The organism is Frankia sp. AiPa1, from assembly GCF_023243075.1.
Taxonomy (GTDB): domain Bacteria; phylum Actinomycetota; class Actinomycetes; order Frankiales; family Frankiaceae; genus Frankia.
On record NZ_JALKFZ020000173.1, the window covers coordinates 1 to 26079 of the forward strand.

The 26079-nt window shown below is 68.4% G+C and carries 20 protein-coding genes and 1 tRNA gene; 9 read left to right on the top strand and 12 right to left on the bottom strand.

Features of this window, described 5'->3' with window-relative positions:
* Positions 1 to 219 precede the first annotated feature (219 nt).
* Positions 220 to 1077 (top strand): TIR domain-containing protein, encoded by an 858-nt coding sequence (locus MXD95_RS29380; RefSeq protein WP_374122095.1) that lies wholly within the window; start codon positions 220 to 222, stop codon positions 1075 to 1077.
* Positions 1078 to 1591: 514 nt separating this feature from the next.
* Here the strand turns inward: MXD95_RS29380 and MXD95_RS20805 are convergent.
* Positions 1592 to 1664 (bottom strand) — tRNA-Arg (locus MXD95_RS20805).
* A gap of 582 nt (positions 1665 to 2246) precedes the next feature.
* On the opposite strand from MXD95_RS20805, the gene MXD95_RS20810 reads away from it, so the two are divergent.
* Positions 2247 to 3821, top strand: a complete 1575-nt coding sequence (locus MXD95_RS20810; protein ID WP_250642360.1) for a toll/interleukin-1 receptor domain-containing protein — start codon at positions 2247 to 2249, stop codon at positions 3819 to 3821.
* 123 nt (positions 3822 to 3944) lie between these two features.
* Here the strand turns inward: MXD95_RS20810 and MXD95_RS20815 are convergent, their stop codons facing one another.
* Together MXD95_RS20815 and MXD95_RS20820 are read right to left on the bottom strand one after the other, a co-directional pair.
* Entirely contained in the window at positions 3945 to 5552 is a 1608-nt protein-coding gene (locus tag MXD95_RS20815) for a flavin monoamine oxidase family protein (protein WP_250642361.1), read from the bottom strand.
* Between the two features lie 177 nt (positions 5553 to 5729).
* On the bottom strand, positions 5730 to 6314 hold the full coding sequence (locus tag MXD95_RS20820; protein ID WP_250642362.1) for a lytic polysaccharide monooxygenase auxiliary activity family 9 protein: 585 nt from the start codon (positions 6312 to 6314) through the stop codon (positions 5730 to 5732).
* Between the two features lie 346 nt (positions 6315 to 6660).
* Here MXD95_RS20820 and MXD95_RS20825 point away from each other — a divergent pair, with 346 nt between their 5' ends.
* On the top strand, positions 6661 to 7182 hold the full coding sequence (locus tag MXD95_RS20825; protein ID WP_250642363.1) for a type II toxin-antitoxin system PemK/MazF family toxin: 522 nt from the start codon (positions 6661 to 6663) through the stop codon (positions 7180 to 7182).
* 111 nt (positions 7183 to 7293) lie between these two features.
* Here the strand turns inward: MXD95_RS20825 and MXD95_RS20830 are convergent, their stop codons facing one another.
* On the bottom strand, positions 7294 to 7683 hold the full coding sequence (locus MXD95_RS20830; protein ID WP_250642364.1) for an SDR family NAD(P)-dependent oxidoreductase: 390 nt from the start codon (positions 7681 to 7683) through the stop codon (positions 7294 to 7296).
* Between the two features lie 1218 nt (positions 7684 to 8901).
* Here MXD95_RS20830 and MXD95_RS20835 point away from each other — a divergent pair.
* Positions 8902 to 9726, top strand: coding sequence for a glycoside hydrolase family 26 protein (locus MXD95_RS20835; protein ID WP_250642365.1), 825 nt, complete (start codon positions 8902 to 8904; stop codon positions 9724 to 9726).
* Between the two features lie 285 nt (positions 9727 to 10011).
* On the top strand, positions 10012 to 10662 hold the full coding sequence (locus MXD95_RS20840) for a response regulator (protein WP_250642366.1): 651 nt from the start codon (positions 10012 to 10014) through the stop codon (positions 10660 to 10662).
* Positions 10663 to 10777: 115 nt separating this feature from the next.
* Here the strand turns inward: MXD95_RS20840 and MXD95_RS20845 are convergent, their stop codons facing one another.
* Positions 10778 to 12604, bottom strand: a complete 1827-nt coding sequence (locus tag MXD95_RS20845; protein ID WP_250642367.1) for a sensor histidine kinase — start codon at positions 12602 to 12604, stop codon at positions 10778 to 10780.
* A gap of 390 nt (positions 12605 to 12994) precedes the next feature.
* On the opposite strand from MXD95_RS20845, the gene MXD95_RS20850 reads away from it, so the two are divergent.
* Positions 12995 to 13378, top strand: a complete 384-nt coding sequence (locus MXD95_RS20850) for a DUF7455 domain-containing protein (RefSeq protein ID WP_250642368.1) — start codon at positions 12995 to 12997, stop codon at positions 13376 to 13378.
* Positions 13357 to 13995, top strand: coding sequence for a CBS domain-containing protein (locus tag MXD95_RS20855; protein ID WP_250642369.1), 639 nt, complete (start codon positions 13357 to 13359; stop codon positions 13993 to 13995). The genes MXD95_RS20850 and MXD95_RS20855 overlap by 22 nt, the downstream gene beginning before the upstream one ends.
* 107 nt (positions 13996 to 14102) lie before the next feature.
* Here the strand turns inward: MXD95_RS20855 and MXD95_RS20860 are convergent, their stop codons facing one another.
* From MXD95_RS20860 to MXD95_RS20880, 5 genes are all read right to left on the bottom strand, one after another.
* Positions 14103 to 15413 (bottom strand): acetyl-CoA hydrolase/transferase family protein, encoded by a 1311-nt coding sequence (locus MXD95_RS20860; RefSeq protein ID WP_250642370.1) that lies wholly within the window; start codon positions 15411 to 15413, stop codon positions 14103 to 14105.
* Between the two features lie 409 nt (positions 15414 to 15822).
* The gene (locus MXD95_RS20865) at positions 15823 to 17544 is read right to left on the bottom strand and encodes a SulP family inorganic anion transporter (RefSeq protein ID WP_374122096.1); all 1722 of its coding nucleotides are present in this window, start codon (positions 17542 to 17544) and stop codon (positions 15823 to 15825) included.
* 212 nt (positions 17545 to 17756) lie between these two features.
* Positions 17757 to 18632, bottom strand: coding sequence for a universal stress protein (locus tag MXD95_RS20870; protein ID WP_250642372.1), 876 nt, complete (start codon positions 18630 to 18632; stop codon positions 17757 to 17759).
* Between the two features lie 208 nt (positions 18633 to 18840).
* Positions 18841 to 20562 (bottom strand): bifunctional aminoglycoside phosphotransferase/ATP-binding protein, encoded by a 1722-nt coding sequence (locus MXD95_RS20875; RefSeq protein ID WP_250642373.1) that lies wholly within the window; start codon positions 20560 to 20562, stop codon positions 18841 to 18843.
* 118 nt (positions 20563 to 20680) lie between these two features.
* The gene (locus tag MXD95_RS20880; RefSeq protein WP_250642374.1) at positions 20681 to 21703 is read right to left on the bottom strand and encodes an Acg family FMN-binding oxidoreductase; all 1023 of its coding nucleotides are present in this window, start codon (positions 21701 to 21703) and stop codon (positions 20681 to 20683) included.
* A 501-nt stretch (positions 21704 to 22204) separates the two neighbouring features.
* Here MXD95_RS20880 and MXD95_RS20885 point away from each other — a divergent pair.
* Positions 22205 to 23074, top strand: a complete 870-nt coding sequence (locus MXD95_RS20885; RefSeq protein ID WP_250642375.1) for a universal stress protein — start codon at positions 22205 to 22207, stop codon at positions 23072 to 23074.
* A gap of 24 nt (positions 23075 to 23098) precedes the next feature.
* Here the strand turns inward: MXD95_RS20885 and MXD95_RS20890 are convergent, their stop codons facing one another.
* Together MXD95_RS20890 and MXD95_RS20895 are read right to left on the bottom strand one after the other, a co-directional pair.
* Positions 23099 to 23524 (bottom strand): VOC family protein, encoded by a 426-nt coding sequence (locus MXD95_RS20890; protein WP_285223698.1) that lies wholly within the window; start codon positions 23522 to 23524, stop codon positions 23099 to 23101.
* A gap of 467 nt (positions 23525 to 23991) precedes the next feature.
* Entirely contained in the window at positions 23992 to 24360 is a 369-nt protein-coding gene (locus tag MXD95_RS20895) for a hypothetical protein (RefSeq protein WP_250642377.1), read from the bottom strand.
* A 563-nt stretch (positions 24361 to 24923) separates the two neighbouring features.
* Between MXD95_RS20895 and MXD95_RS20900 the strand changes: the two genes are divergently transcribed.
* On the top strand, positions 24924 to 26039 hold the full coding sequence (locus tag MXD95_RS20900) for a fatty acid desaturase family protein (RefSeq protein WP_250642378.1): 1116 nt from the start codon (positions 24924 to 24926) through the stop codon (positions 26037 to 26039).
* The last annotated feature ends 40 nt before the right edge of the window (positions 26040 to 26079 follow it).

The following is a 26079-nucleotide window of genomic DNA, read 5'->3' on the forward strand; positions in this document are numbered from 1 at the left end:
GACGACAAGATCTGCCAGACCCAACACTCCCACCCAGACACGAAACACACCAGGACTAAACAGCGACAGTCTACTAGACCCTCGCCAGGATCAGCCGTTTGGGCTAATATCTTCTCGTAGGAAGACCGTCGCGCTAAGTTACATGCAAGATCGATGTATGACTGAATCCATCCAGATCCATTTGTTGAAAGTGCAGATATTGGGTGGGGGACCCTGTAAATGCGCGTGTTCATAAGCTGGTCCGGAGAAACAAGCCAGAGGTTTGCGGACATACTACGACGCTGGCTCCCATCGGTTCTGCAAGTGGTATCTCCATTTGTTTCTTCGGATGACATTCAGAAGGGGGCGCGCTGGAGCGCTGAATTGGCGCGCGAACTGAAAGAATCCTCATATGGCCTACTGTGTGTGACTGCTGATAATGTCGATGCAAAGTGGCTCAATTTTGAGGCCGGCGCACTTTCAGTCGCCTTCGAGACTAGTCGAGTATCCCCGATTCTCCTGAACGTTCGAAAATCAGACCTAAGTGGCCCTTTGACCCAGTTTCAAGCGACTGTATGCGATAAGAATGACGTCTATTTGCTACTTCAGAGCATCAATGAAGCCTGTGGGGAACGAGCCCTTTCCGAAGAGCGCCTTGGCGAGGGATTTCGTATGTGGTGGCCTCGGCTAGAGGCTGATGTGGCGGAGCTTCTACAGGCACCAGCCATTCAAATAACGGCGCATCGCTCGAGGGGTCAGAAAGAACTAATTGAAGAAATCTTGAACATCGTGAGAGATCAGCGGCGCATTTTGAATCAAAACCTGGTCGAGCCCGAAAAGCTGGTTGCGATGATTCATGACATTCCGGAAGGGGATGTGAGGCTTAGTCTCCACATCACGCCGAAAATAATAAGTGAACTCGTTGCGGCCTGGCATCGACTCGAGATGAGCATGCAGAGAGTCGAGTCAGGCGTCATCTTGAGCTCGGATGCAGTAAGGGAGATTTGGACCAGTCGATCTATAGTGGAAGGCTGCATCCGACATCTCTCGCGCAGCGTCGACGGATCAAGTCCGCGAGCGCTGCCCCCAGCCGAATAACACAATCTCTTTTCGGCTTGTGTGCCAAGGTTACGGGTTTTTCTAGGGTCACGCCGAAGCAAAGTAGGCGCCAGCGGATTATGAGATCCCCGGTGGTCCGCCCTGGCGGCACCGGGTCGCGGTCGGCTCGACGCTCGGGACGCTGCTGTTCGTCCATCACTTCGGCTTGCCCGCCCTGGGCATCCTGCTTGGCGGCCTGGCGGTGTTCGCCGTCGTGTGGTGGCGGCTGCATGGCCGGTCGTTCTGGCCGGTGGTCTGGTGGCTGTGCGGACGCGCCCGGCTGACGTTCATGTCGCAGCGTCGGTGGAAGCCAGCGAGGGGCGCACCGGCCTGGCGATCCGCGTGCCCACGTCGACCGGCTACCAGGTGACCACTACGGCGAGTGAGACAGGAGAGGGTACCGCCTGAAGCCTCTTGCAGGACCGTCCGCCAATGGCAGTACTCGCGGTCTGGAAGCGGCAGAGCCCCGCACCTTGGATGGGGGTGCGGGGCTCTGGCCTGTCTCAACCGTGCGTGCGCTCGGAGGGAATCGAACCCCCAACCTTCTGATCCGTAGTCAGATGCTCTGTCCGTTGAGCTACGAGCGCGTGCCCGCCACCGCAGTGGCCGGCGACGCCAGCTTACAGCACGGCGGAGCCGACTCCGCCGACCGGACCACGCCGAGGCGATCGTAGTGTGTCCGATGCCCTGAGTGAGTGATCGACGTGGGCCGGTGAGGGGTCCGGACCGGCCGTACGGTGTCTCGTCTGCCGGCGACAGCGGCACCAGCGACAACAACAGCACCAGCGGCGACAGCAGCTACCTGCTCCGGGCTGATGTCGGAGGCGCATTGTCCAAGGATTCGGGCCGGGATTATCCGGGCTCGGCTGGTGCGGAAAGACCGTTACCTCCATGCCGGCCTTCCGACGGTTTTGGACCGCCCCAATGTGCAGGTGGGAGTGGCGAAGCGGGTGCGCCGCGGGTATCGGTGAGAGCGTGGACGGCGACGGTCAGCTTTGGCGCCTGTCGCCTTGCCGATTGTCTGGCTGGGAGCACTGTCCGTTTTCTCGCGCGTCCGCCGCGTACGATCTTCTGGGATCGTTCCAGGCGGGACGGCTGATGGTGCCGACTTCCGCCCGGGCAGCACGGGCAGCACGGGCAGCGTCGGCGGTGCGAGTGAAGTCGGGGGAATGGTGTCTGAGCAGTTGTCCGACCGGGAGGTGCTCGAACTCGCGCGCGCGTTCCATCGTCCGAGTGAGGTGACGTCCCTGCTCGAGCGGGCCGGGTTGGAGCGCCTGGAGCATCCGTCCTGGTCCGGGCAGTCCTCGTTGTCGTACTGGCGGGAAATCAACAGGCAGCTTGCCTTCGGCCTTCTGCCCGACGGGCGTCGCCGGATCCTCGCCATGGCGAGCCAGGACTTCCGAGCCAACCCGGTCTTCAGCGCGGGGCTCAAGGAGATCACGCGGGCGAGGGCCGCAGCCAGTGGCGGGCCGGCGCACCAGAGCCACATCGGCGACGGCGAGCGAGATCGCCACGAGGAGAACAGCCGTGATGGCGGCGGCAGCACCACTGAAGCTGCCGGTCAGGGTGGCCGCGGCGATGCGTATGGACACGAGGCCGACGCACATGACGGAAAGGAAGGCCGCGCGCCGGTTCCGGGAACCACTCTACTGGCGGTCGATCCGGTCCTACACGACTCCGACGGCACGCTGGTGCCCGTGCGGTGGCAGGTGAATCTCGCCGACGTTGTCGAGGTTGCCGCCCGCCGGTGCGGGCTACCGGCCGGAGCCATCAGCCACCGGCAGCGGGGCAGTCGCCTGTTCGGCACGGTCCTGGACAGTGCGGCCGCGCCGGTTATCGTCGGTGATTTCGCCGCCGAACTCGCCGGCACCCTGCGCGCCTACAACAGTAGGCGGGCGGGAGAGGAACGGGTGCGACTACGCCTGGCCCTGCTCGCCGATGCCGACGGGTCGCTTGACCAGACCGCGGTGGTGACGACCCATCGGCTGATGGACGCGCCAGGGCTGAACTGGCTCATGCGCAGTGAACCGACAGCCGACCTCGTCGAAATCCTCTCCTGCACCCTGTTTGACGCGACGGTCCGCCGCCGGCTCCATGGTCTCGACCCGACGGAATTCCGCGAGATCGATGTCGACATCCCGCCGGGAATCCGCTCCGCCTGGCTGACGGCCCCGGGCCCACGCCCCGGGGCCGAGGACCCGGCGGTGCACGGCCTGGCGCCGCATGACGATGCGCCGCACGACGATGCGCCGGACGGTCCGGGTGGTGCCTCCAGCGCCGGACGCAACCAATGGGACTACCTCATTTCCGTTGCCGACGCGGACGCCGCGTGGGGAGCGTGGATCGCCTGGGAGCTCGAAGCCCGCGATTTCCAGGTGCATCTGCAGGAATGGGATGTCGTGGCCGGACAGAATTCGGTCGTCCAGTTGGACCAGGCGATCCGCCACGCCAAGAAAACGCTCCTGGTGCTCTCGGAGAACTACCTGCGGGAGCCGAAGGTCCAGGCGCAGTGGACGGCGGCCTGGAAAAAGGATCCCATGGGAATGGAACGACGGCTCGTACCCGTGCGGATTTCCAGCTGTCGGCCGGAGGGTGTGCTGCACGGGATCTCCTATATCGACCTCGCCGGGCTGGATGACGCCGACGCCCGCGACGCCTTTCGCCGCGGCATCGACGCGATGATCAGCGGCCGTAACCGCCCCACCTCCGCGCCGCCCTTCCCCGGCCGCCGGCCCCAGCCCTGACCGGTCAGGCTGGCCGATGGCCGGACGCGGCCGTCCATCGGCCAGCCTGCCGTCGTAGACACCTTCTGCCGCAGGGATTTGTCGTCCTGTACGCATCCATCGCTGGATGGGGCGCCCGAGAGGTCAGCGGGAGCCCTGGGTGAGGGCGACCGCGTCGGGCACGCGGACGGGTTCAGGCACGGTGAGTGGGACGACGCCCTGGATCTGACCGATCACGTAGTGGGCCGACATCATGGCGCCTTCCTGCCAGCCGGGTAGCGGGGAGCTCTGGTCGCCGAGGACGTAGAAGCGTCCGTCACCCTCGGGCTGGAGGAGCTGCTTGTAGGCCCGCATGTGGTCGGGATTCGCGGGGTCCCAGGCAGCCCAGCCACCGAGCTGGTGCGGCACCTTCTGCCAGGCGATCGTGATGCCCTTCGCGGTGGGGACGATGCCCTCGTCGTTGAACTGTGAGTGCAACTCTGCCGCCCCGGCCCTCGCCTGTGCCAGCCGTTCAGGCGGTGCCAGGTCGCCGAACTTCACGGCCACGTCGCCGAAGTTGTAGGCGCCGGTGACGGTGCCCATCGACGAGAGGAAGTCGTTGCTCGGATACCAGATCTGGGTGATCGGATGGTTCGTCCAGCTGATCCCGCCGTAGATCTGGTCGGTGTCGCCCTCCCAGAAACGTTCGTCCGCCTGCCAGCCGACCTTGCAGGTGTCCGCGAACGCGACCGCGTTGATCGCCGCGTCGAACTCGGCGGAGAAATTCGTCGGGATCCGCCGCAGTACCGGCAACGGGATGCTGCTGACGCAGTAGTCGGCGGTCAGCGTCCGCGGACCTCCGTCGCGCTGGTATTCGACGGCGACGCCGCCTTCGTCGAGCAGTCGAATCGCGGTGACCTCGGCGCCCAGTTCGACGATGTCGCCGAACCGTTTCCGGATCTCCCGTTCGAAGGCGGTCACGATACGGTCCATGCCGCCGACCGGCTGGAACATCGTGGCCTGCCACAGGTAGTCCACCGGTTGGTAGAACGAGTGCCGCCAGAAGCCCGACTCCACCAGGTCCGCCAGCGGAATCGGCGGCGCCGGGCGGGGAAAGTCGTGCACGTTTGGATCCTCGGCGTATCCCGAGCGGGTGGAGCCGTCGTAGCTGCCGTCGTCGGCCAGCGAACCGAACACCCGCAGCAGGTCCAGCAGCCGCCCGGTCGCGGCGTCCCGTTGTACGAGGTTCCCGGCGAGCATGGACGCGAGGTGCCCGCGGGTGTCGTTGGCGACCTGCCGGTTGCGCCACCGGACGACCCGGCCGTCCGCCAGGTGTATGACGTTCGCCGTCGTCTCCATGATGTACGGCTCGAGCTCGACGCCGAAATCCCGGCAGTAGTCGAGCATTCGGCGATGGTGGTGGGGAATGCGGCCGGGGCCCAGATTCAGGTAGAGCCCGTCGTCGAAGGAACATCGATGGGTGGCGACCGGCTGCCCGGTCGGGCCGAGCTCGTGCAGCACATCGCCGTTTCGGGCCGTGCGATTGCGGCCACCCGCGCGGTCCGACGCCTCCAGCACGGTGCAGCGGTAGCCCAGCCGGCCGAGTTCGTAGGCAGCGGTGAGCCCGCCGACCCCGGCGCCGAGAACGGCGACGGTGGCGCCCGCGCGGGGAGCCGGGGGCAGTTCGAACGAACCCGTCCAGCCCGTCGCCTCCGGGCCGCCCTGGCCGATCATCGCCTCGCGCAGCGCGTCCGCCGCATTTCGTGTGGTCATGACAGCCGTCCTCGGCGGAGTTCGTACACGTTTACCACCTATCTCTTCTCTGTCTGGTCATCTCTGTGCGGCGGTCCACCGCTGGCCGGTGGTTGTCGCCTGAGGTTCCCGGTGTCGTGCGGGCGCGCCTCGTCCGCCGGCGGGCCGGAGCCCCGGCCGGCGGACGAAGCGTCGGTGTCACCCAGTGAATTCGAGATCGATGACCTGGTAGAAGCCCTTGGCGGTGTCCGCGACCTCCCACACGCTGAGCAGAACGTGATATCCCTGCCGCTGCGGCAGGACGACCTCGTGCCGGGTCGGGTTCTCCGGCACGAGGTCGTCGGATGCCCAGTAGGGCTGCGCGCTGTTCTGGACCTGATGGAACGGCTGTGGCTCGAACTGGGCTCGGCTCAGCGGGATGTTCGGGTTCCAGTCCTCTCGGGTGATGAAGTAATTCCATCGCCGCGTCTTGTGCGGCGCGTGGAAGCTCCAGGTGATGGGAAGCGGCTGGCCGGCAGCGACGGTGTGCTTCTGCCAGTCCGATCTCGGCAGGTCCAGCTCGACGGCATAGTCCAGGCCGGCGCTCGCAATCTTGCCGTCGGGGGGCGGCGCGTCGTTGCGGACGTCGTCAGGAGCGAAGGGATCTGCCTGCCCGCCCTGCGTTGCCGGGAAGAACTTCCCTGACTCGAGGCCGGCGGACTGCCATCCCGCAAGATATATGCTGGCTCGAGATGCCGGTTCCGAGACCAGACCGTGGCGCGGTTGCACTTTGCTTTGAGTCATGGGGAAGAAGGTAGCATCCAGGCTCGCGTTTTGCCCTCCTTCGGAGCGGGAACTCGCCGTCTTCCTCGGAGATTTTCGGGGCTGCTTCTGGAGCACTCCATGGCATCTCAAAAATCTCCTCTCGAAAGTTCAGAATCGACTCTGAATGGTACCTTTCGGTCGATCGGGAATATCTCCGCCGGGTTCATTCGATCGTCGGCGTTCGGCGCGGGACGGATCGTGCTGGCCGTCTCCAGGTGCCCGGCAGTGCTGTGATCCTGCGTCGCGGTCGCAGACGGTCAGCTACTCCTGGCTGCGTCGAACGAACCCTCCGAATGCGACAGCGCGATCCACTTATGGTGGCGGCATGGGATTTCTGGGGGATCTAGTCAAGATCGTGTCCGACCTGGCGACGAGCGGTGGTCGCCGGGGTGAGGCGCCCTCGCGGGAGGCAGGACGGGAAGGCTCGCCGGGCGAGTTCGGGCCGGACGCCACCGTGGAGGTCGATCCGGATCGCATCGGGCCGGTGCGGATGAGTTACTCTCCGCAGTCGGACGGGGCCCCGGATCCCGGTGAGATCGTCTGGACATGGGTGCCGTTCGAGGAGAACGACGGACGGGGCAAGGACCGGCCGGTGCTCGTGGTCGCCGTCGAATCGGCGGGTACCTACCTGGCCGTGCAGCTGACCAGCAAGGACCACGACGGCGAGGGTGACTTCGTGTCCGTCGGCGCGGGTGGATGGGACGGCGAGCACCGACCGTCCTGGGTCAATCTGGACCGGGTGATCCGGTTGCATGAGGGTGGGATGCGCCGAGAGTCGGCGGCCCTTGCGCGCGAACCGTTCGAGCGGGTCACGGACCGGCTGCGTCAGCGCTACGGCTGGCGCTAGTACGACGGGTGCCAGGGCGGCGAATGCCGCATGTCGCCGAACCAGCTCGTCGACGACCTGGCCGCGCTGACCGCCCACCTCGGCATCCCCACCACCCAGGCCGAGACACCATCAACGCCGACCTGCTTGCACCAGTACCTCGGCGCGCAGCCGCCTGTCCGCGAGGGCGTCCGCGACGGCTTCGGGAGCCTGCGGGCCGGTGAGGTCGACCGGCAGGACGGTGACCGTGACCGAGGTGCGTGCTCGCAGGTCGTCGGCGAGCGCTTCCAACCGTGCGGCCCGCCGAGCCACGAGCACGAGGTCGTGGCCGCGTTCGGCGTACCGGATCGCGAAGCCGCGGCCGAGGCCGGAACTGGCGCCGGTGACGACGGTGACCGGGTGGCGATCGTCGGGCACGAGCGACCTCCTTCGGTAGGACGGACGGCCTGCGGGGACGGACAGCATCTCGGGAAACGGCGCCCTGGCCGTCTGGCTGACGATGATGCCGCTGGCCGTGCTCACGATGTCGGATCCGGCGATCGGACACGATGTCCGCGCAAGCGGCGGCATCGGGCCGCATCCCCACCTTTGGGTAGAAGTGAACCAATGATCGCGACCGGGCAAAATTGGGCAGCCGTTGCCCGCTGGCTGATTCCATTTGATCGATTTTCGCCCGCCGGGCGGGCGGTCGGTTCCTCCGTGCACCGACAACGTGGTCGGATGAAGCCTTGGGCGCACGTCTGCGGCGACGCCCAGCGGGACCGTCCGTGATGAGCGGAAGTCCACGTCGCTCGCCTGCCGATACTTCTCGATCTTCCCGCGTCGCGCGAGGTGACGCGTTCACGACGAGGTGGGTAGCGCGGTGTGCCCACCCCGGCTGCCGCTCTTCGGCCGCGTCAAGGGCGCGCGGATACGGAGCGCGAACTCCTCACAACGTGAGCCGGGTCGCAGCGATGCCGCCGCATCGCCTTCGCTGGCGAGCGCGGTCCGCCCCCGGTAGCGTCCGGCGAAATTGGCAAAGATGTCCCGGATTTTCCGATTGGGATGCGCACCCGGGGCGAGTTCGACGGGTCCGCGACTGTGCTACCGGGCGACCGCACTGATTCCAGCGGGGCGCAGCCGGACGCGACGCGGAAGCACGTCTTTGAGGGGTCCACGGTGGGAGTTCGTCCAGCGCGATTACGTCCGACTTCGTCAAGCGGCTTCGAGGGCATCGGCGCGCCGGGACCGTCCGCCCCCGAGGCATCCGCGACCGGTAGCGGTGGCGGACGCCGCACGTCGGCCACGACCCGCCGGCGGGCCAGGCTCGCGAGCGTGGGCGTGGGTGTGCTGGCCTTGATGGTCGTGATCGCGGGATGCGGGTCGCAGCCGCTGGAGTCCGACCAACGCAGCGGCGCAACGGTGGCGGTCGGAGCCGGCGCCGCCAGCGACGGTCCGAGCTCGCCGGCACCGCAGCCCCCGCCGGCTGCCGGAGCGAACGGCGAAACGGCCACGGATCCGGGGAACAACCCCCCGACCGGGCCCGGCACCGGCGCGTCGACGCCGGGGACAGGCCAGAACATACCGCGGCCCGCGTCGCCGGACCCGCAGCCTGCCACCGGTTCGCCCGTTACCGCCGGACCAACCGCCACCGCCGGACCAACCGCCACCGCCGGACCAACCGCCGCCGTTGGCGGCGATTCCCGCAGCGGCCAGCCGCCCGGTGGCCTGAGCGGCATCTCGGCGGGATCACTGACCGAAGTGCGCGAGTGGGAGGCATTCCGCGGCTCGCCGGTCGACGTCGTCGTCGGCTTCACCGACCGCTCGAGCTGGGACACCATCACCCACCCGTGGATGGGTGCGGGCCCCGAGAAGTTCGAGGGCTTCGCCGGCACCTGGGTGATCTCGCAGCCGTTCTTTCCCACCAACGGCGGAACCATCGGGCTGTGCGCGGCGGGGTTCTACAACTCCCACTGGCGGGAGTTCGGCAACTGGCTGGTGAGCCAGGGGCGCGGCTCGAGCATCGTCCGCCCCGCCTGGGAGTTCAACGGCGCCTGGTTCCCGTGGTCGGTGTCGAAGGATCGCTGGAGCTGGGTGTCGTGCTTCCGGCAGGTCGTCACCTCGATTCGCGCCACCGCCCCGCAGGCACTGATCGACTGGACGTTCAACGCCCACAACACGGACGCCTTCGAGTACTACCCGGGTGACAAGTACGTCGACATCGTCGGGGTGGACACCTATGACCAGTGGCCGGCAAGCAAGACCGAGGCCGACTTCAACGCGCAGTGCCGCCAGGCGACCGGGCTGTGCTCGGGCATCGCGTTCGCCCGGCAGCACGGCAAGAAGTTCTCCGTCCCCGAATGGGGTCTGGTGGGGACGACCGACACGGGTGCGGGCAAGATCGGCCAGGCCGGCGGAGACAATCCGTTCTACATCGAAATGATGTACCAGACCATGCATGACAATGCGGATATCCTCGCCTACGAGGCCTATTTCAATGACGACCTCCCCGACAACGTCCATTCGTCGCTGATCAATCCGACCACCCATCCGAAGGGTGCGGCCCGCTACGCCGAACTCTGGTGACCCGACGACGGCTCCGTGACGGTGGACCGGTCGCCAGGGGCGGGCCGGCGACGGTGGGAGGAGGGTCGGGATGCCGATGATCACGGGGGGCGACGACGACGCGCTGACCGGCCACCTGTTCTTCCACCAGGGCGACGACTCCGGTTTCCGTGCGGCCCCGTTTCCGCCCGCCAGGCGGGGGGACGGGCGTTGCGCGAGTGAGTTCCTCGCCCTGGACGCCCGCGCCGCGTCGGTAGATCAGCTGGACGATTTACCTGGTCCGGAGTCTCGCGTAGTGTCTGTCGCATGGCCGCGATCAGCGTGTTCCTACTCGATGACCACGAGATCGTCCGTAACGGGCTGCGGCAGACGCTGGAGCGGCATGAGGACATCAAAGTCGTCGGTGAGGCGGGGTCGGTGGCGGAGGCACTGCGCCGAATTCCCGCGCTGCGGCCGACGGTGGCGATTCTGGATGGCCGGCTTCCCGACGGCAGCGGCATTGACGTGTGCCGGGAGATCCGATCAGATTTTCCGGAGATCGCCTGTCTCATCCTCACGTCCTACGACGACGACGAGGCGCTGTTCTCCGCGATCATGGCTGGGGCGGCCGGTTATGTGCTGAAGGAGATCCGGGGTAACGATCTCGTCGGTGCGGTGCGGACGGTGGCGGGCGGCCAGTCGTTGCTGTCTCCATCGGTCACCCGGCGGGTGCTGAGCCGGCTGCGGGAAGGCCCGCGGGAGGATCCGGTGCTCGCGCCGCTGAACCCGCGGGAGCGCGAGATCCTGGGCCTGATCGCCGAGGGGCTGACCAACCGGCAGATCGCCGGGCGGATCAACCTGTCCGAGAAGACGGTGAAGAACTACGTGTCCGGCATTCTGGACAAGCTCGGCCTGACGAGTCGCACCCAGGCGGCGGTCATCGCCTCCAAACACCTCGGGGGCGATGCGTCGCGATAGCCGGCGCGGACGGCGACGCCACCGCGATTCCGGCCGTCAGTGATTCTGGCCGTCAGTGATTCTGGCCGTCAGTGATTGTCGGTGTGTGGATTCTGGGTGTCACAGATTCTGGGTGTCACAGCGGCACGCTCCAGTGCACCCGGGTTCCGCCGGCGGCCTGGGCCGTGGCGGTGAACGTGCCGCCGAGCGTCTCGGCCCGGGTGCGCAGGTTGTCCAGTCCGCTGCGCCGGGACGCTTGCGGCAGGCCGACACCGTCATCGGTCACCTCGACGATCAGCTGGCCGTCGGCGACGCGCACAGCGAGGTCGACCGCGCCCGCATGGGCATGGCGGGCCACATTGGACAGTGACTCCCGCACCACCGCGTAGACGTGGTCCGCGAGCCTCGCGTCGACGACCAGGTTGACCGGCCCGGCGTAGCGGACGGTCGGGGCGAAGCCCAGACCGGGCCGGGCATCCGCCACGATCTTGTCAAGGGTGCCGCGCACGCCGCCGCCCCCGACGACGGCCCCGGACGGGCCGGGCCGCAATTCGAAGATCGTTCGGCGGATGTCCTTGATGGTCGCGTCGATGTCCTCGACGTAGCCGTCCAGCCGGCCGGCGTTCGCGGGGCTTTCGTACTGGGCGAGGTCCTGCAGGCCGAGCGCGATCGCGAAGATGCGTTGAATGACCTGGTCGTGCAGGTCCCGGGCGATCCGCCCGCGGTCGTCAGCGACGAGCAGCCGCTCCCGTTCGGCCCGGGCGCGGGCAAGCTCCAGGGCGACCGCGATGTGACCGGTGCAGGTGGCCGCGAGGCCGAGGTCGAACGCGGTGAACGCCGGCCTGCCCCGGTCGCGGCCGACCAGCAGGACCATCGCCTGGTCATGCCGCGGGCCGGGCAGGGGCAGGACCATCAGCGACGCCGTGTCCTTGCCCCGCTCCAGGTCCGAGGCGTCGAGCTGGGGGTCGTCCACCAGGATCGGACGCCGTTCGGCGAGAACCTGGCCGACCAGCGTCCCGTTCTCGCTGAACGTGGCACCGGCCGGATGCGGATCGCCGGCGCCGAGCGACACCGCCAGGTGCGCCTGGCGGAAAGGGCCGTCGTGCGTCTGGGACCCGGTCGTGGTTTCCGACGACGCGGTCACGACCGCGCAGAACTGGGCCTCGGCGACCTCTCGCACGCGGTCGGCGACCAGGTTCAGGGGGGAGTCCGTGCCGCTCACCAGCGTCTGGGTGAGCTCGGCGGCGGCACTCATCCACTGGTGACGTGCCTGCGACTCCTGGAACAGCCGGGCGTTCGCGATCGCGACCCCTGCCTGGGCGGCCAGCGCCCGGACCAGTTCCTCGTCCTCGCCGGTGAACGGGAGACCGTCGCGGCGGTCGGTCAGGTAGAGGTTGCCGAAGACCTCACCCCGCACCATGATCGGTACGCCGAGGAAGGTGCGCATGACCGGATGCCCGGACGGGAACCCGATCGCGTGCGGGTCGCGGGCGATGTCCTCGACCCGGCGGGGGCGCGGGTCGTCGATCAGAGCGCCGAGCAGGCCGTGGCCGGTGGGCAGGTGCCCGATCCGTTCGGCCGCGTCCGGCTCCATGCCGACGTGGATGAACTCCTCCAGCCGACGCCGGTCCGGGGTGAGCACCCCGACAGCGCCGTAGCGGGCGTTCAACAGTTCGCAGGCCGCCTCCACGATCAGCCGGAGCAGGACCGGCAGCCGCAGGTCAGTAGTGATCATCTGGGTGGCGCGGAGCAGGCCTCGCAGCCGCCCCTGGGTGGCGATCACGTCCTGGGCCCGGTCGACCAGCTGGGTCAGCAGCTCGTCCAGCTCGAGCCGGGCGACGGAGGGAAATGCCAGACCAGCCGCGGGAACAGCGCCGCTGAGGGATCTGACTGTGGGCCCGCCGTCCGGAGCAGGCGCGGACACGCCACCAGCGCGGACGGAATCGGTACTGCGGTCACCCACCGGCACCCCAAGCGCATGTCGCAGGAGGACTGCGGATCAGGGATGATGATAGGGCTGCGCGCCGCGGAAAGATACGCAACGTGCCTCAGACAGGACGGGCGTAGTGGTGCGGACATCCGCTGACGGCGAATTTGTTACAGAGAATCCGGCAGCGGCCATGTCGTTGCGCGAGGAGTCAGACAGTAGGTATACGCGCGGTGGGTAGGGCAGAAGATGTCGTCGGCGATGGGACACCGTCCGTCGCCGCACCCGCGCGATAGCTCGTCTCGTCACCTGGAGGGCCTGCGTCAGCAGAGCGGTCATGGGTCGCAGCCCGGCGTGCCGTTGGTCCACGCCGGGCGGGACCTCCGGCAGTCGTTCCGCGCAGCCGGGAGGATCAGTGTTGGTCTCATGAGCTTTCTTGGCACGCGACGTGCTCATCCGGCAGCTCCGGCCACCGGAGACGGAACCGCCGAATCCCAGCCGGCGGGTGGCCTCCTCGTCGGCCCTGTAATGCCGATTGGTGCGGCCACCCGTGCATGCTGCTGCCCCAGCCAACCCGCCGCCCGGGTCGTCCTACCGCCGTCCGGCGACCGGGACGCCCAGGAGATCTTCCTCTGCGCCCACCACCTGCGCGCCAGCGCGGCCCGCTTGCGGCAGCTGGGCGCACCGATCTACGACGAGCGCGGCCTGCCCGTCACCGCCCCTGAAAAGATCTTCGTGGCCGTCCGTCCGCGTGGGAATGCCGATCACGACGCCCAGAAGGAAGCAGCATGCGCGCCGACGACGTCATGACGACCGATGTGTGCTTCGTGGGACCGGAGGTGTCGGTGAAGGAGGCCGCCGAGCTCCTGCTCCGCAGGCATATCCGTGGACTTCCCGTGGTGAACGCGGACGGCACCCTGGCCGGAATGGTCACTGAAGCAGACCTGCTAGCCGTCAGCTGCGCACCGGATCCGCGCCGCCACGCCCGCCGCGATCTGGTCGCGGCGACCACGTTCCTGCCGCACGCCGCAGCCTCGGGCATATCCAGAGATCCGACGACCGTCGGTGAGATCATGTCGACGCCTGTGGTCGCCGCGCGAGCCGACGCAGACCTGGCCGACCTGGCTCGGATCATGCTGTCCGCGCATCTGACCCGGCTGCCGATCCTCGACGACCACAACCGTCTCGTGGGCCTGGTCAGCCGCCGTGACCTGGTGCGTCTGCTCGTCCGCGCCGACTGCGACATCGCCGACGACGTGCGGCAGGTGCTCACCGACTGGTACACGGAGCTCCCCCCGGCCATCTCGGTGACCGATGGCGAAGTAACTCTCACCGGCCCGGCGGCCGCCCTGCCCGATCTGCTGCTCGCCCTTGTCCGCGCGATCCCCGGCGTCATCGCAGTCCACCTGCCCGCACAGCGCCATTAGCGGGAGGAATTCGAGTCACACGCTCAACGACGGGGGCGCGATCCGGGACCGTGTCCGTTATTCCCGCTGTGGCGTGGCCGCCGCGCTTCGCCGGGGCTGTTCGGTCCTCAGCAGTTGGGCCTGCGCGCGGACTGCTTCGACGGGCCAGCGGGCGCAGTGGCCCAGCGCACGACCTCGTCGGTGAGTTCCCCGCGGGCCCGGGGATCGGCCACCTGGGAAATGATGCCCCGCGCCTGCCCTTCCAGGCTCTGTCCCCACAGCGCCGCGGTTCCGTGCTCGCTGACGACGTGGCTGTGCTGGAAGCTGGTTGTCGGCTCGCGCAGGGACGCCACGATCGTCGATGTGTCCGATCTGGCGTGCCAGCTCGGCAGCGCGATCACCGCGCGGCCGCCGGGGGCGTGCAGGGCACCGGCGACAAAATCAGGCTGGCCGCCGAAACCGGACCAGATCCGTCCCCGCACGTAGGAGGCGTTCGCCTGGGCATGCAGGTCGACCTGCAGCGCGGTGTTGATGGACGTCATCGCCGGCTGGCGGGCGATCCGGCCCGGATCGTTGACGGTCTCGGTGCGTAGCAGCCGCACCCGCGGATTGCGATTCACCCAGCGATACAACTCCGCCGAACCGAACAGGAAACTCGTCACCAGGTCCGCACCGGTGTCGAGCGCACCGGCACCCTCGAGGGCCAGTACACCGTCGGAGAAAGTCTCCGTCCATATCCGCAGACCACGTCGGCCGGACAGCGCGGCGAGCACCGCGTTCGGCACGCCCCCGATCCCCAGCTGCAGGGTCGAACCGTCCTTCACCAGGGCCGCGACCCGCGCGCCAATCGCCCGCGTCACCGCGTCGCTCGCCCTGGGCGCCGGATGCACCAGGGGTTGCTGCGTCTCGACGGCCAGATCCACGTCTTCGACGGACACCTCTCCGTCGCCGAAGGTGTAAGGCATGTCCGGATTGATCTGGGCGACGACCAGCCCGCCGCCGCTGCGGGCTGCCTCGATGGCCGCCGGCAGAATATTGACTTCCGTGCCGAGCGAGACCCGACCGCGCGATGGCGGGCTCGTGTGCACCACAACCACATCGGGGCGGTACGGCCCGGCGAACAGCCCGGGCACCAGACTCAGCCGGCAGGGAACGTACTCCAGCGTGGCCAGTTCCCGCGCGCCCGGGCCGACGAACGGCGTCACATGTGACACCCCCGCCCGCACCGGCAGGCCCGCCTGAGGGTTCAGCACGAACAGCTGATAGACCGCGACGGTCTCGTCAACGACGCGCAACACGACGTCCGGGCTGGCGAAGTTTCCCGACGCCACGATCACCGGTCGACGGCCACTCGGAACATCGCCGTGGCCGCCATCGCCGCGGCCGGCAAGATGAGCCCCAACCATCCTGCCAAGCAGAGACGTACTGACAATCCTCATGTGGCCATCGTCGCGAATGACAGGACCACCCGCGCGACCCGCACCCACTCTCGGACGCATCTCGCCGACACTGTTACCCTTTATAGTCACCGAGTCGCGGTCAGATGGCGGGCGGGGGTGTGGACCTCCGGCCGGGTTGCCCCGGGAGGCACCTCATAGGTCCTGTGCTGGCAGGCCGGTGAGATCGCGTCGGCGGCATTGCGGCGGGTCTGGTGTCCATCTCGCACAGCACACTCACCCTTCGCGTGACAGCGCGGAGGGTGAGAAGAACCACGCGGATACGGGGCTCCGCGGAGATACGGGTTTACGCGGAGATAACCGCCTCGGTCGCGCCTGGCGCAAGCGCCTCATGGCCAGCGGGAGCTCGCAGGCCAGAGCAGCGCATGGCTGTCGCCGGTACCGCTGGCTGTCACGCCGATCTTGATCGGCTCGTTCCCGGATCCGTACGTGGTGGTTGTGGTGGATCGGCGTGTCGGGTCTCGTGAGCGGTGACGGCGGCCCGCATGGTGGGGAAGATCATTTCTGGGCCGATGGAGGCGGTGAGCCCGTAGGCGTCGAGGTCGCCGAGGAGGTCCAGTTTGGCGTGTGCGATGCCGAAGGCGATGCCGCGTCGGGTGATCTCGGCGCGCAGGTCTTCGAGTGCGTCCAAGGCGGTGATGTCGACCTCGACGATCGCCTCCATGTTGAGGATGAACCACTCGACCGGCCCGGTGGATCTTTGCAGCGAGGCGAGGGCGCGGTGGCGGAAGTTGTGCGCGTTGGCGAAGAACAGCGGTGAGTCGTACCGGTAGGCGAACAGCCCGGGAACGGTACGTGCGTTCGGGTAGTCGTCGACGTCGTGCATGCCATCGAGGCCGGGCACCTGGCCAAGAACGGCGTCGTGAGGTCGGGCGACCCGGGCGAGCAGATCGAGCAGTGACACGCCGATGGCGATGAGAATCCCGTAGATGATATCGAAGATGAGCACACCGGCGGCGGCGAGCAGCGCGAGGTGAAGCTCGCTGCGGCGGAACGAGGCGAGCCGGCGAAACCCCCTGAGGTCGATGAGGCGGATCGCGGCGAAAATGACGAGCGCGCCCAGGGTCGCCAGGGGGAACATCGCCAGGGCCGGCCGCAGGAACGCCAGAGTGCCGATGACCGCGCTGACCGCGACGAGGGAGTAGACCTGCGTGCTGGCGCCGCCGGCGACGGCGAGCGCGGTGCGGCTTCCGCTGCTGGAGACGGGGAATCCCCGGGCAGCTCCGGCGCCGATGTTCGCCGCGCCCAGCGCCAGCAACTCGCGGTTGGGGTGCACCGTGTGGCCGTGGCGGGCGGCGAAGGCGCGGGCGGTGAGCATGGTGTCGGTGAAGCCGACGAACAGCACACTCAGCGCCGGGGGCGCGACCCGCACCAGATCGGTTGCGGCGGGCGGGCGCCAGTCCGGCAACGCGGCCTGGATGGTCCCGACGACACGAAGTCCGTGTGCGTCGAGGTTGGCCGCCGCGACCGCGCCCGTGGCCAGCGCAACCACGAGCAGCGGTCCCGGAAGGTGGGGAACTCGCCATGCCAGCAGAAAGAGCAGGGCGAGGGAAGCGGTGGCGAGTGCAACCGTGGGGCCGTGCGCGTGGGGGAGACCGCGGGCGAACGAGCGCATCTCCTCGTAGAGGTTGTCGCCGTCCACCGGCACTCCGGTGACCTTGCCCAACTGGCCGACGATCATAATGATGGCCACGCCGGCGAGATAGCCGACCAAAATCGGCTGGGACAACAGGTCGGCGATGACGCCGAGCCGAGCCAGCCCGGCGAGGATCGCGAAGGTCCCGGCCACGATGGCCAGGGCCGCCGTGAGCTGGGCGTACCGGGTGGGGTCACCCCCGGCCAGCGGGGCGATGGCGGCGGCGGTCATCAGAGCGGTGGTCGATTCGGGGCCGACCGAGAGCAACCTCGATGTTCCGAGGACTGCATAGATCGCCATGGCGGGTGCGGCTGCCCACAGGCCCGCCACGGGCTGCACACCGGCGAGCGACGCGTAGGCCATCACTTGCGGAATCATGTACGCGGCGACGGCCAGTCCACCGGCGGTATCCCCACCCATCTGCCGCCAGGAATATTCCGACGGAACGAGCCGGCAGTGGCGGCGATGTATGTGGATCGGGTGCTCCTGGTCCTCAGTTTCAACCGATTCTAGGTCTTCTGCCGCTCCTGCCCGCGGCGCACGAGTTGCGTGCCGCATCCTTTGCGGTATCCAGGTCGATCATGAGGATCCGCAGGTCCGTGAGGGCGGCGGGACCATACCGCCGGACAGCGCGAAGCCGCTCCTACGCGAAGGCGACAGCCAAGTGGGACCGGGACACGATCCATGACCTAGGCGTGGACGACGGCGACGGGGCAGGGGGCGTGCAGGACGCACTGGTGGGCGGTGGAGCCGAGGACGAGCTCGGCGAAACCACCGCGGCCTCGGGTGCCGACCACGAGGAGTTGGGCGTCCTGGGCGGCGTGCAGCAGGGCACGGCTGGGGGAGTCGTCGGCGGCGATCCGGTGGATTTCCAGGTCGGAGTCGTCGTCGATGTTCGCGGTGACGGTGTCGGTGAGCAGCTGTTCGGCGCCCTGATGCAGGGAAGCAAAGTACTCCATGGGTGGAGCGAACGGTGCGATGTGCACGCGGTAGGCGTTGATCAGGTACAGCGGGACGTCGCGTGCGGCGGCCTGGTCGGCGGCCCAGCGGACGGCGGCGCAGGAAGGGTCCGAGCCGTCCACGCCGACCACGATCGGCCGTTGGTCCGGATTCACCGGCTCGTCGTCGCCACGGACGACGACGACCGGCCCGGTGTGCTGGTGCAGCAGCTGTTGGGCGACCGATCCGGCCAGGACGCGGTGGGCGAAGCCTGATCCGCTGGTACCGATCACGGTCATGGTGGCGTTCCTGGCTTCGTGGATCAAGGCCTCCACCGGGTCGCGCTCAACAACCACCTGGTGCAGTTCGACGGGTGGGTCGGGTACGGGCACCCGGGCGATCGTGCCGTGCAGGGTCTGTTCGGCGGCCTTGGTCAGTCCCAGGTGGTCGGCGTTGACCGCTGCCTGATAAACCGGCCTGGGCAGGCCGTCGGCCGTCCAGCCCAGCAGTGCGGTGACGGGCTGGTGCTCGAGCTGGGCTGTTGTGTACGCCCAGCGCAGGGCGGCTTCAGATCCGGTGGAGCCGTCGATACCGACAAGAATGTGCTGTTTTCTCTCAGTGCACATATCTGGGGCCTCCCGTGGTTCAAGATTTCGTTGCAGTGAAGTCCGGCACAGCTCATTCTTCAGCGTGGCTGGCGGGGGACTCGAATGGCAAGGGCACCTCCGGTGCAGGCCGTTTGGCCTACCCAGACGGATCGATCGTCGGTTCGCTCCCGGCCTCGGCGTTCCGGGATGTGACGATGCGCAGCCGTTGTCGCGCTGCGTGCAGGAGTCAGGCGACGAGTCTGCGGGCGGAGCGCAGGGTCTGCGCCACCGGGGCGGTCGTGAACACGGTGATGGCTTCGGGCCATGGGTCCGCCCGGCTCGTCAGCTCGGTCAGCACCGCGTCGGTGGCATCGGACACCCCACCGTCGGCGGACACACCGTCGGCGGACACACCGTCGGCGGACACACCGTCGGCGGACAGACTGTCGGCCACGCTGTGGGCGCCCGCGCCGACAGCAACCACACCGAGTTCGTCGGCTCCGCGCGGCTGGTCAGGCACCTCCATCCCGGGGCCGTTGGCGGCCGCTCGTGCCTGCATGCGGGCAGCGATGCGGGAGTGGGCGATCTCCGGTGCCACGGCACAGCGCAGCTCGATGATCTCGGCTGCGGCTTCCAGGGCGTGCCGTGTGGCCTGGCGGCGGTGTCTGCGATCAGTCCAGGAGGCGTCGAGGATTACTGATTCGCCGTGTTCGAGGGCGATGCCGGCCCGGCGGATCAGCTCGTCGTAGACGGCGTCGGTCATCCGCGGCTGGTAGATGCCCTTGCCGGGGTCGGAGACCGCGGGGGTGGTGGCTGATACTCCGGCGAGTTCCTTGCGGATGACGTCGGAGCGCAGCACCGTCCATCCTTCGGTGGTGCCGAGTCCGGCGGCCAGTGTCGATTTTCCTGATGCCGGCAGGCCGCCGACGAGGACGAGGCGGACCCGGCCGTGGCGTAGCCGGGACAGGACGAGTGAGGCCAGTGCCTGTGCCTGCCCGGCGGCGTCGGGGTCGCCCTGGGTCGATCGGATGCAGGCCACCTTGGCGCGGACGAACGCCCGGTAGGCGACGTAGAAGTCCTCCAGCGACCGGGGATGGTTCTCGCCGGAGAACTCGCGGTAGGCGGACATGAAACGGGCGGCCAGGTCGGGGCGGTTGAGGCGTTCCAGGTCCATCGCGAGGAACGCGACGTCGGCCAGGACGTCGCCGGCCCGAAGCCGCTGGTCGAACTCCAGGCAGTCGAGTATCCGCGGGCCGTCGTCCAGGCAGAAGATGTCGTCGGCGAGCAGGTCGCCGTGGCCGTCCCGGACCAGGCCGGCCCGCTGGCGCTGGGCCAGCAGCACGCCTCGCCCGTCGACGTACCGCCCAGCGAGGCGGCCGATCTCGGTCACCATCTGTGCCGAGAGCGGACCGCCGAGATACGGCTGCACGCCGGCCAGGCCCGCCTCCCACAGGGCGCGCAGTGCAGCGCCGCCGCCGAGCTCGTCGATCTGCGGTGACTGCTCGCAGCGGGTGTGGAAGGACGCGATCAGCCGGGCCGTGTCGCGCAGCGCGCCGCTCACATCAGCACCCGAAGCGACCAGCGCGGACAGCCGGCGCGCGACGGGCAGGCGACGCATCACGACCATGTGGTCACACGGCTGGCCGTCCGGCCCGGACACATCGGCCACGCCCAGGTAGACGTCGGGGGCGAGTCGCCGGTTGAGTGCAACCTCCGCCTGGCACGCGGCCAGCCGTGCCTCACGGGTACGGAAGTCAAGAAAGCCAAGGTCCGCCGCCTTCTTCACCTTGTACACCCGGTTACCAAGAAAGATAAGCGTCGAGGTATGCGTCTCCACCACGGCAGGTGGCGGTGCGGGCGCGGGCTCCAGCCCGGCTACGGGTCGCGTGCCGGCCGCGGGCCCGGAGCCCATGGGCTGTGCCGCGGATGCGGGCGTCGAAGCCGTACTCGATCTACTTGACCTGGTCATGGGTGCGACCTTCCCTGGCTGTGGTCCGCGCCATTCCCGGTGTCCTCACGGTGCATCTACCCGCACGGCGTCACCAACCGGGCGAGCCTGGGGCCGGACGGCGTGTGCCCGCACGATCTCAGGCTGATGCGGGGTCGCTGACGAGGTCGAGGACCTCGTCGATCGGGCGGCGCCGGGTGGGCGGCAGGGGTTCGGCGGCCGGGTCGGGGTAGCCGACGCGGAGGATCATCTGGGCTGTGCCCAGGCCGCCGGTGGCCTCGCGGACGAGGGCGCGGGTGGCCTCGAGGTCGATGGCCTGGCCGAGGGGGGAGGCGGCCAGGCCCGCAGAGGTCGCGACGGCGAGGACCCGGGCCAGCGCCCGCCCGGCGCGCAGCCAGTCCGCCGGACCGTCCGCGTCGGTGCCGAGCACGAGGACGCCGGGGTGTTCGACCCGGGGGTCGCGCAGATGCTGCCCGGCCTGGCCGACCACGTCGAAGTCGCGCAGCGAGAACTCCGACTGGCGCTGGGTCTCGCTGCCGACGACCACGCTGCGGGGGACGCCGTCGGTCGCGTCCGGGTCCGTGCGGCTCCACCGGAGCAGTTCCGCCTGGTAGGCGGGGTCGTGCGTCTCGATCCAGTCGGCGTGGGCGAGGATCACTGACAGTTCCACCCGGGCATCGGTCCTGGTCAGGGGGTCCAACCAGCAGCCCTCCTCCTCGGCTGCCGCGCGCAGTCCGCGGATCAGCTCACCGGGCATGTCGGCGGGGTCGAAGGGCCGCCGGTCGGTGTGGCGATGGCCGATGGCGGCGGCCAGCGCGGCATCTCCCGGCGCGGGGGCGCTGGTATCGATCACCCGCAGGGTGGCGAGCCGCCCCCGGGTGATGTCGGGGCCGTCCGGCAGCTCGTCGATCTGCGCGGTGAGCCCCGCCGCCCGCAGCGACAGCCAGGTGTGGAACAGCGCGGCGCCGCAGCTCATGACCAGCTGGCGGTGATCCGGGTCGGCCACCGGGACCGCGCGGGTGAGGTCCGCGGACAGGTCCAGGACGCCGTCATGCAGGCGCCAGTGCCACGGCTGGGAATTGTGGATCGAGGGGGCCAGGACCGCGGTCTGGACCGCTGTTCGAGCAAGGTCCGCGGACAGTGTTGTTGTCTCTGTGGCCATGGATGCGCTCCCATCACCGCCCGGCAGGCGCATTCCGGACTGCCTGCCGCCCGTGGTCATCTGTTCGGACCTCGCCAGTATTTCCGCCGGTCCGTACGCGGACTTCCTTCCGTTGGCTTCCCGTTCGGGGGCCGATCGTCCCGCCTGTCCGGGCTGCTCGGCCCGTCTTTGGCCGGTCTTGGACCGCCCGGCCCGACCCGGAGCTTGCGCGCGGGCGTCCACGGGTACGGCAGTGTCCGGTCGTACGTTCCGCGGGGCGAACGCCCGCGCCGCCGTCAGGTCGACATTTCCCGCGAAACGTGCGGATGCGGAATCCGGCCTGGCTGATCCGTGCGGCAACGAGTCGTTGGTACGGACTGGTCGGGCCAAGTGGCCTGGCCGGTATTGCCGGACAGCTCTCGACTGGCGGTCCCGGCGAGACGACTCTGTGTGTCCATCGGCAGGAGCCGCGCCAGGCAGAGACCTCGGCAGGCGCGGACCTCGACATGACGGGAGCGGGCGATGAGTGGAATCGTGGTAGGGGTGGACGGCTCGGCCGAGGCCGAGGAGGCGTTGCGGTGGGCGATGCGGGAGGCCCGGGTGCGGGGCGCGACGGTGACCGCGCTGCTGGCCTGGTCACCTGACGACTCGCCCGGCTCCGTCGTCGGGATGACCTCCGGACCTGGCCAGCACGACGTCGAGACGGCCGCTCGGTGGGTCCTGCAGACGGCCGTGCGTAACGCCTCCGACCCGCGGTGCCCGGTGCCGGTCGTGGAACGCGTGGAACTGCGGCCCGCGGCCGAGGCGCTGCTTGCCGCCGCCGGCACGGCCGACCTGCTGGTGGTCGGCATGCGAGGGGCGAGCCGGGTGCGCCGGATCCTGATGGGCTCCGTCTCGGCCGCCTGCGTGCACAGGTCCACCACGCCGGTGGTCGTGGTCCGTGCCGGGCAGGCACGGGCGGCGGGCCCGGTGGTCGTGGGCGTCGACGGGTCGGTCAGGTCGGTCGAGGCGCTGCGCTGGGGCGCGCACGAGGCCCGCCTGCGCGGGGCGGTGCTGCGGGTGGTGCACGCCTGGTCCCCGGTTCCGGTCGGCTATGGCTATCCCGCCATGTACGTGGGCGTGGATTTCGAGGCCTCGGAGAAGGCCGCCCGCGCGATGCTCGACGCGTGTCTCGAGGAGGCGGTCGGTGAACGCGGCACCCTGGAGGTCGAAGACCTGCTCGTCACCGACGCCGCCACCCATGCGCTGCTGACGGCTTGCGAGGATGCCCAGCTGCTCGTCGTCGGCTCCCGCGGCCATGGCGGTTTCGCCGAGTTGCTCCTCGGCTCGGTCAGCCACCAGTGCCTGCACCACGCCGCATGCCCGGTCGCGGTCATCCGCACGGCCGCGTAGCGGCGGGACAGTGACCTCGGTCGGTCATGCGTCGGCGGGGCAGCAGACTTCCAGTTCCATGCCGTCGGAATCGCGAAAGAACAGTGACCATTCGGATCCGAGGCGTTGAATCTCGCCGGTGTCGGCTCCCAGCTCGCGTAGCCGATCACGCGTTGCTTCCAGGGTCGCCAGGGAGTCGACGGCCAGGCCGTAGTGATCGATCGGGCCTCGTCCGCCCGGGCGGCGCCTGTTCCAGGCCGTGTTCTCGGCCTTCTCTGCGTCCCCGGGGGCTTCGAACACGTTGAGCGCCGCACCTCCACCGAGGTCAAGGATCGTCATGCGTGGATGATCCTCGCGCGCGGCCATCTCGAACGTGATCTTCGCGTCGAAGGCGTCGACATAGAACGCGATGAGCCTGTCCATGTCCGCCGTGATCGTAGCCACGTGGTTGAAGCCCGTAGTGATCGGCATCGTTCCCTTGCTCCTGCCCGCATCGTGTGGCGACGCGCCCGCCCACCGCCGGCTCGAGGTGGACCGAGGTCAGCTCGAGCCGGGAGCGGGTGACGTCATCCGCCGTCGTTGACCGAACCGTAGGCTAGAACCTGCACCTGACTTCATGTCAACGCCGCGCACCGCGCGTCCGATGGCATGCTCGGCGTCAAGAAGCTGGGACCGGCAGGATAGGGCGAGTCAGTGAGATGTCCACGGACGCAGCCTTGGACGTCGTGGCCGGAGTAGGCCGGGCGGACGCGGCCCGTGCCCGGAGCGGGACCCCCGCGGACGAGGACATGGTGCGATGACGACGAGCAAGGATCCGCAGGCGCCGGGCGTGATGGCGGATCGGACGCCGTAACCTGTCGGGAGACGGGATTCCAGCTGTCTGGCCGACCATCGACCGGGGCGCGCCGTGACGGCCCGGCGCGCCCCGGTGAAGATGGTCAGGCGGCCAGGTTCACGGGAAGAACCTGCCCGGTCTGCGGCCGATAGATGAGGAAGTTCGTTGAACGGTAGGTGCGCTTGCCGAGTACGTCGCACCGCACCTGGGCGGTCGCGGTGCTGGGGAGCTGCGGATTGCCGAAGACGACCGAGAAGTGCCCGCCGACGCCCACCGCCGAGCCGTGTGACTCCCCACCGCCGGTGATCAGCAGGGATTCGGCCGATCCGATCTTGCATCGGACGGTCCCGGTGACCGTCAGGGGATTGTTGATGGTGCCGGCAAGCGCCGGGGTCGCCATGGGAATGACGGCCAACGGTGCTCCGATCCCGGCGATCAGGGCAGCGGCCTTGATTTTCGAAATTCCGCGCACGACACACCTCCGAAGCGTGTCAACGACCTGGCGCATTCGGTGTACCCGAGTTCACTCAAAGTAGTCGACCTGAATACCCGGTGGCCGACGGCCTCGATCAGGCTCGCTGCTTCACTGTGCTGCCGGGCCAGTTCGCATTTCGTAGCAGCTCGAGGCGGCGGCCGGCGAACGCCGCAGACGTGTTGGGATCCGCCCGCAACTGGGCGAACAACCATGGCGATGTCTGCTGTTGCCCGTAGATCATCACCGGTGATATCGCCAGGCTACGCGAGGTCACTCAAGGCCGCTGGATCCACTGCCCAGGATCTTCCACGCGAACGCGGCGGCCCCGGGACGCCGTGTCGGCCCAGAATGTCTCTCCTTGTGTCTTCCCGTCGAGATGGTCGACGGGTCGGGGGCGGCCTGGCGGTGTACTCTCCCGGCTGCCGAGCCCGAGCCTGGTATGCCGCACGTGGAGGCCGGTGACGATCCGGAAAAAAACAATCAGCCGCCCGCCCGTGGCAGAAGGAGATTGATTCCGGACATCACGGCCCGGTCGACATCGATCTGTAAGGAGCAGACGGATGGCAGTACCGACCTCTCTCAGCGCCGGTGAAATCGAGGAACTTGGCGAGGAGCTTGACCGCCTCCGCGCGGAGTTCCTCGCGAGCAGAGGAGAGGACGACGCCCGGTACATCCGACGGGTGATCACGGCTCAACGCGGACTGGAGGCCGGCGGCCGGATGATGATGTTTGCGTCCCTGCTGCCGCCGGCATGGCTGGCAGGTACGGCGATGCTCACCCTCGCCAAGATTCTCGAGAACATGGAGATCGGCCACAACGTTCTGCACGGGCAGTGGGACTGGATGTGCGACCCCCATATCAACTCCACCACCTGGGAATGGGATTTCGCGTCTCCCGCCGCCCAGTGGAAATATACGCACAACTATATTCACCACACCTATACAAACGTTCTCGGTCGAGACCGGGACGTCGGGTACGGCCTGCTCAGGGTGGCTCCCGAGCAGCCGTGGCGCCCCGTCCACCTGGCTCAGCCGCTGTACAACCTCGCCCTCGCGGTCGTCTTCGAATGGGGAATCGCGCTCTACGACGTGGAGATCGATAGAACCTGGCGCCGGGAAAAGCCCCTGGACGAGACCCTGAACCACCTCGGCGACGCCCTCAGGAAGGCCGCCCGTCAGGGCAGGAAAGATTATGTCATATTTCCGCTGCTTGCCGGCCCGGCATTCCTCCCCGTGCTGGCGGGCAACCTGACTGCGAACGTCGCCAGGAACATCTGGGCGCACACCGTGATCTTCTGCGGTCATTTTCCCAGCGGCACCAGGACCTTCACCGAGGAGGAAATCGAGGGCGAGAGCCGAGCGGAATGGTACCTGCGGCAACTACTCGGCTCCGCGAACATCAGCGGCCCGGCGGCGCTTCACCTGCTCAGCGGCAACCTGAGCCACCAGATCGAGCACCACCTCTTTCCCGACCTCCCCAGCAACCGGTACGCGCAGATCGCCCCGCGGGTCCGGGCCCTGTGCGAGCGGTTCGGCCTCCCGTACGCGACCGGCTCGCTGCCTCGGCAGACCGCGAGCGTCTGGGGACGCATCCTGCGCCTGGCGCTCCCAGGTCCAGTCCGGCCCGCGACCGGTGAGGCCTCGCCCGAGCCGGTTATCCCCGCCCGCGTCCCCTGAGCCGCGCGGGCTACCGGCGCCGCGCTCGGCGTTCGGACCG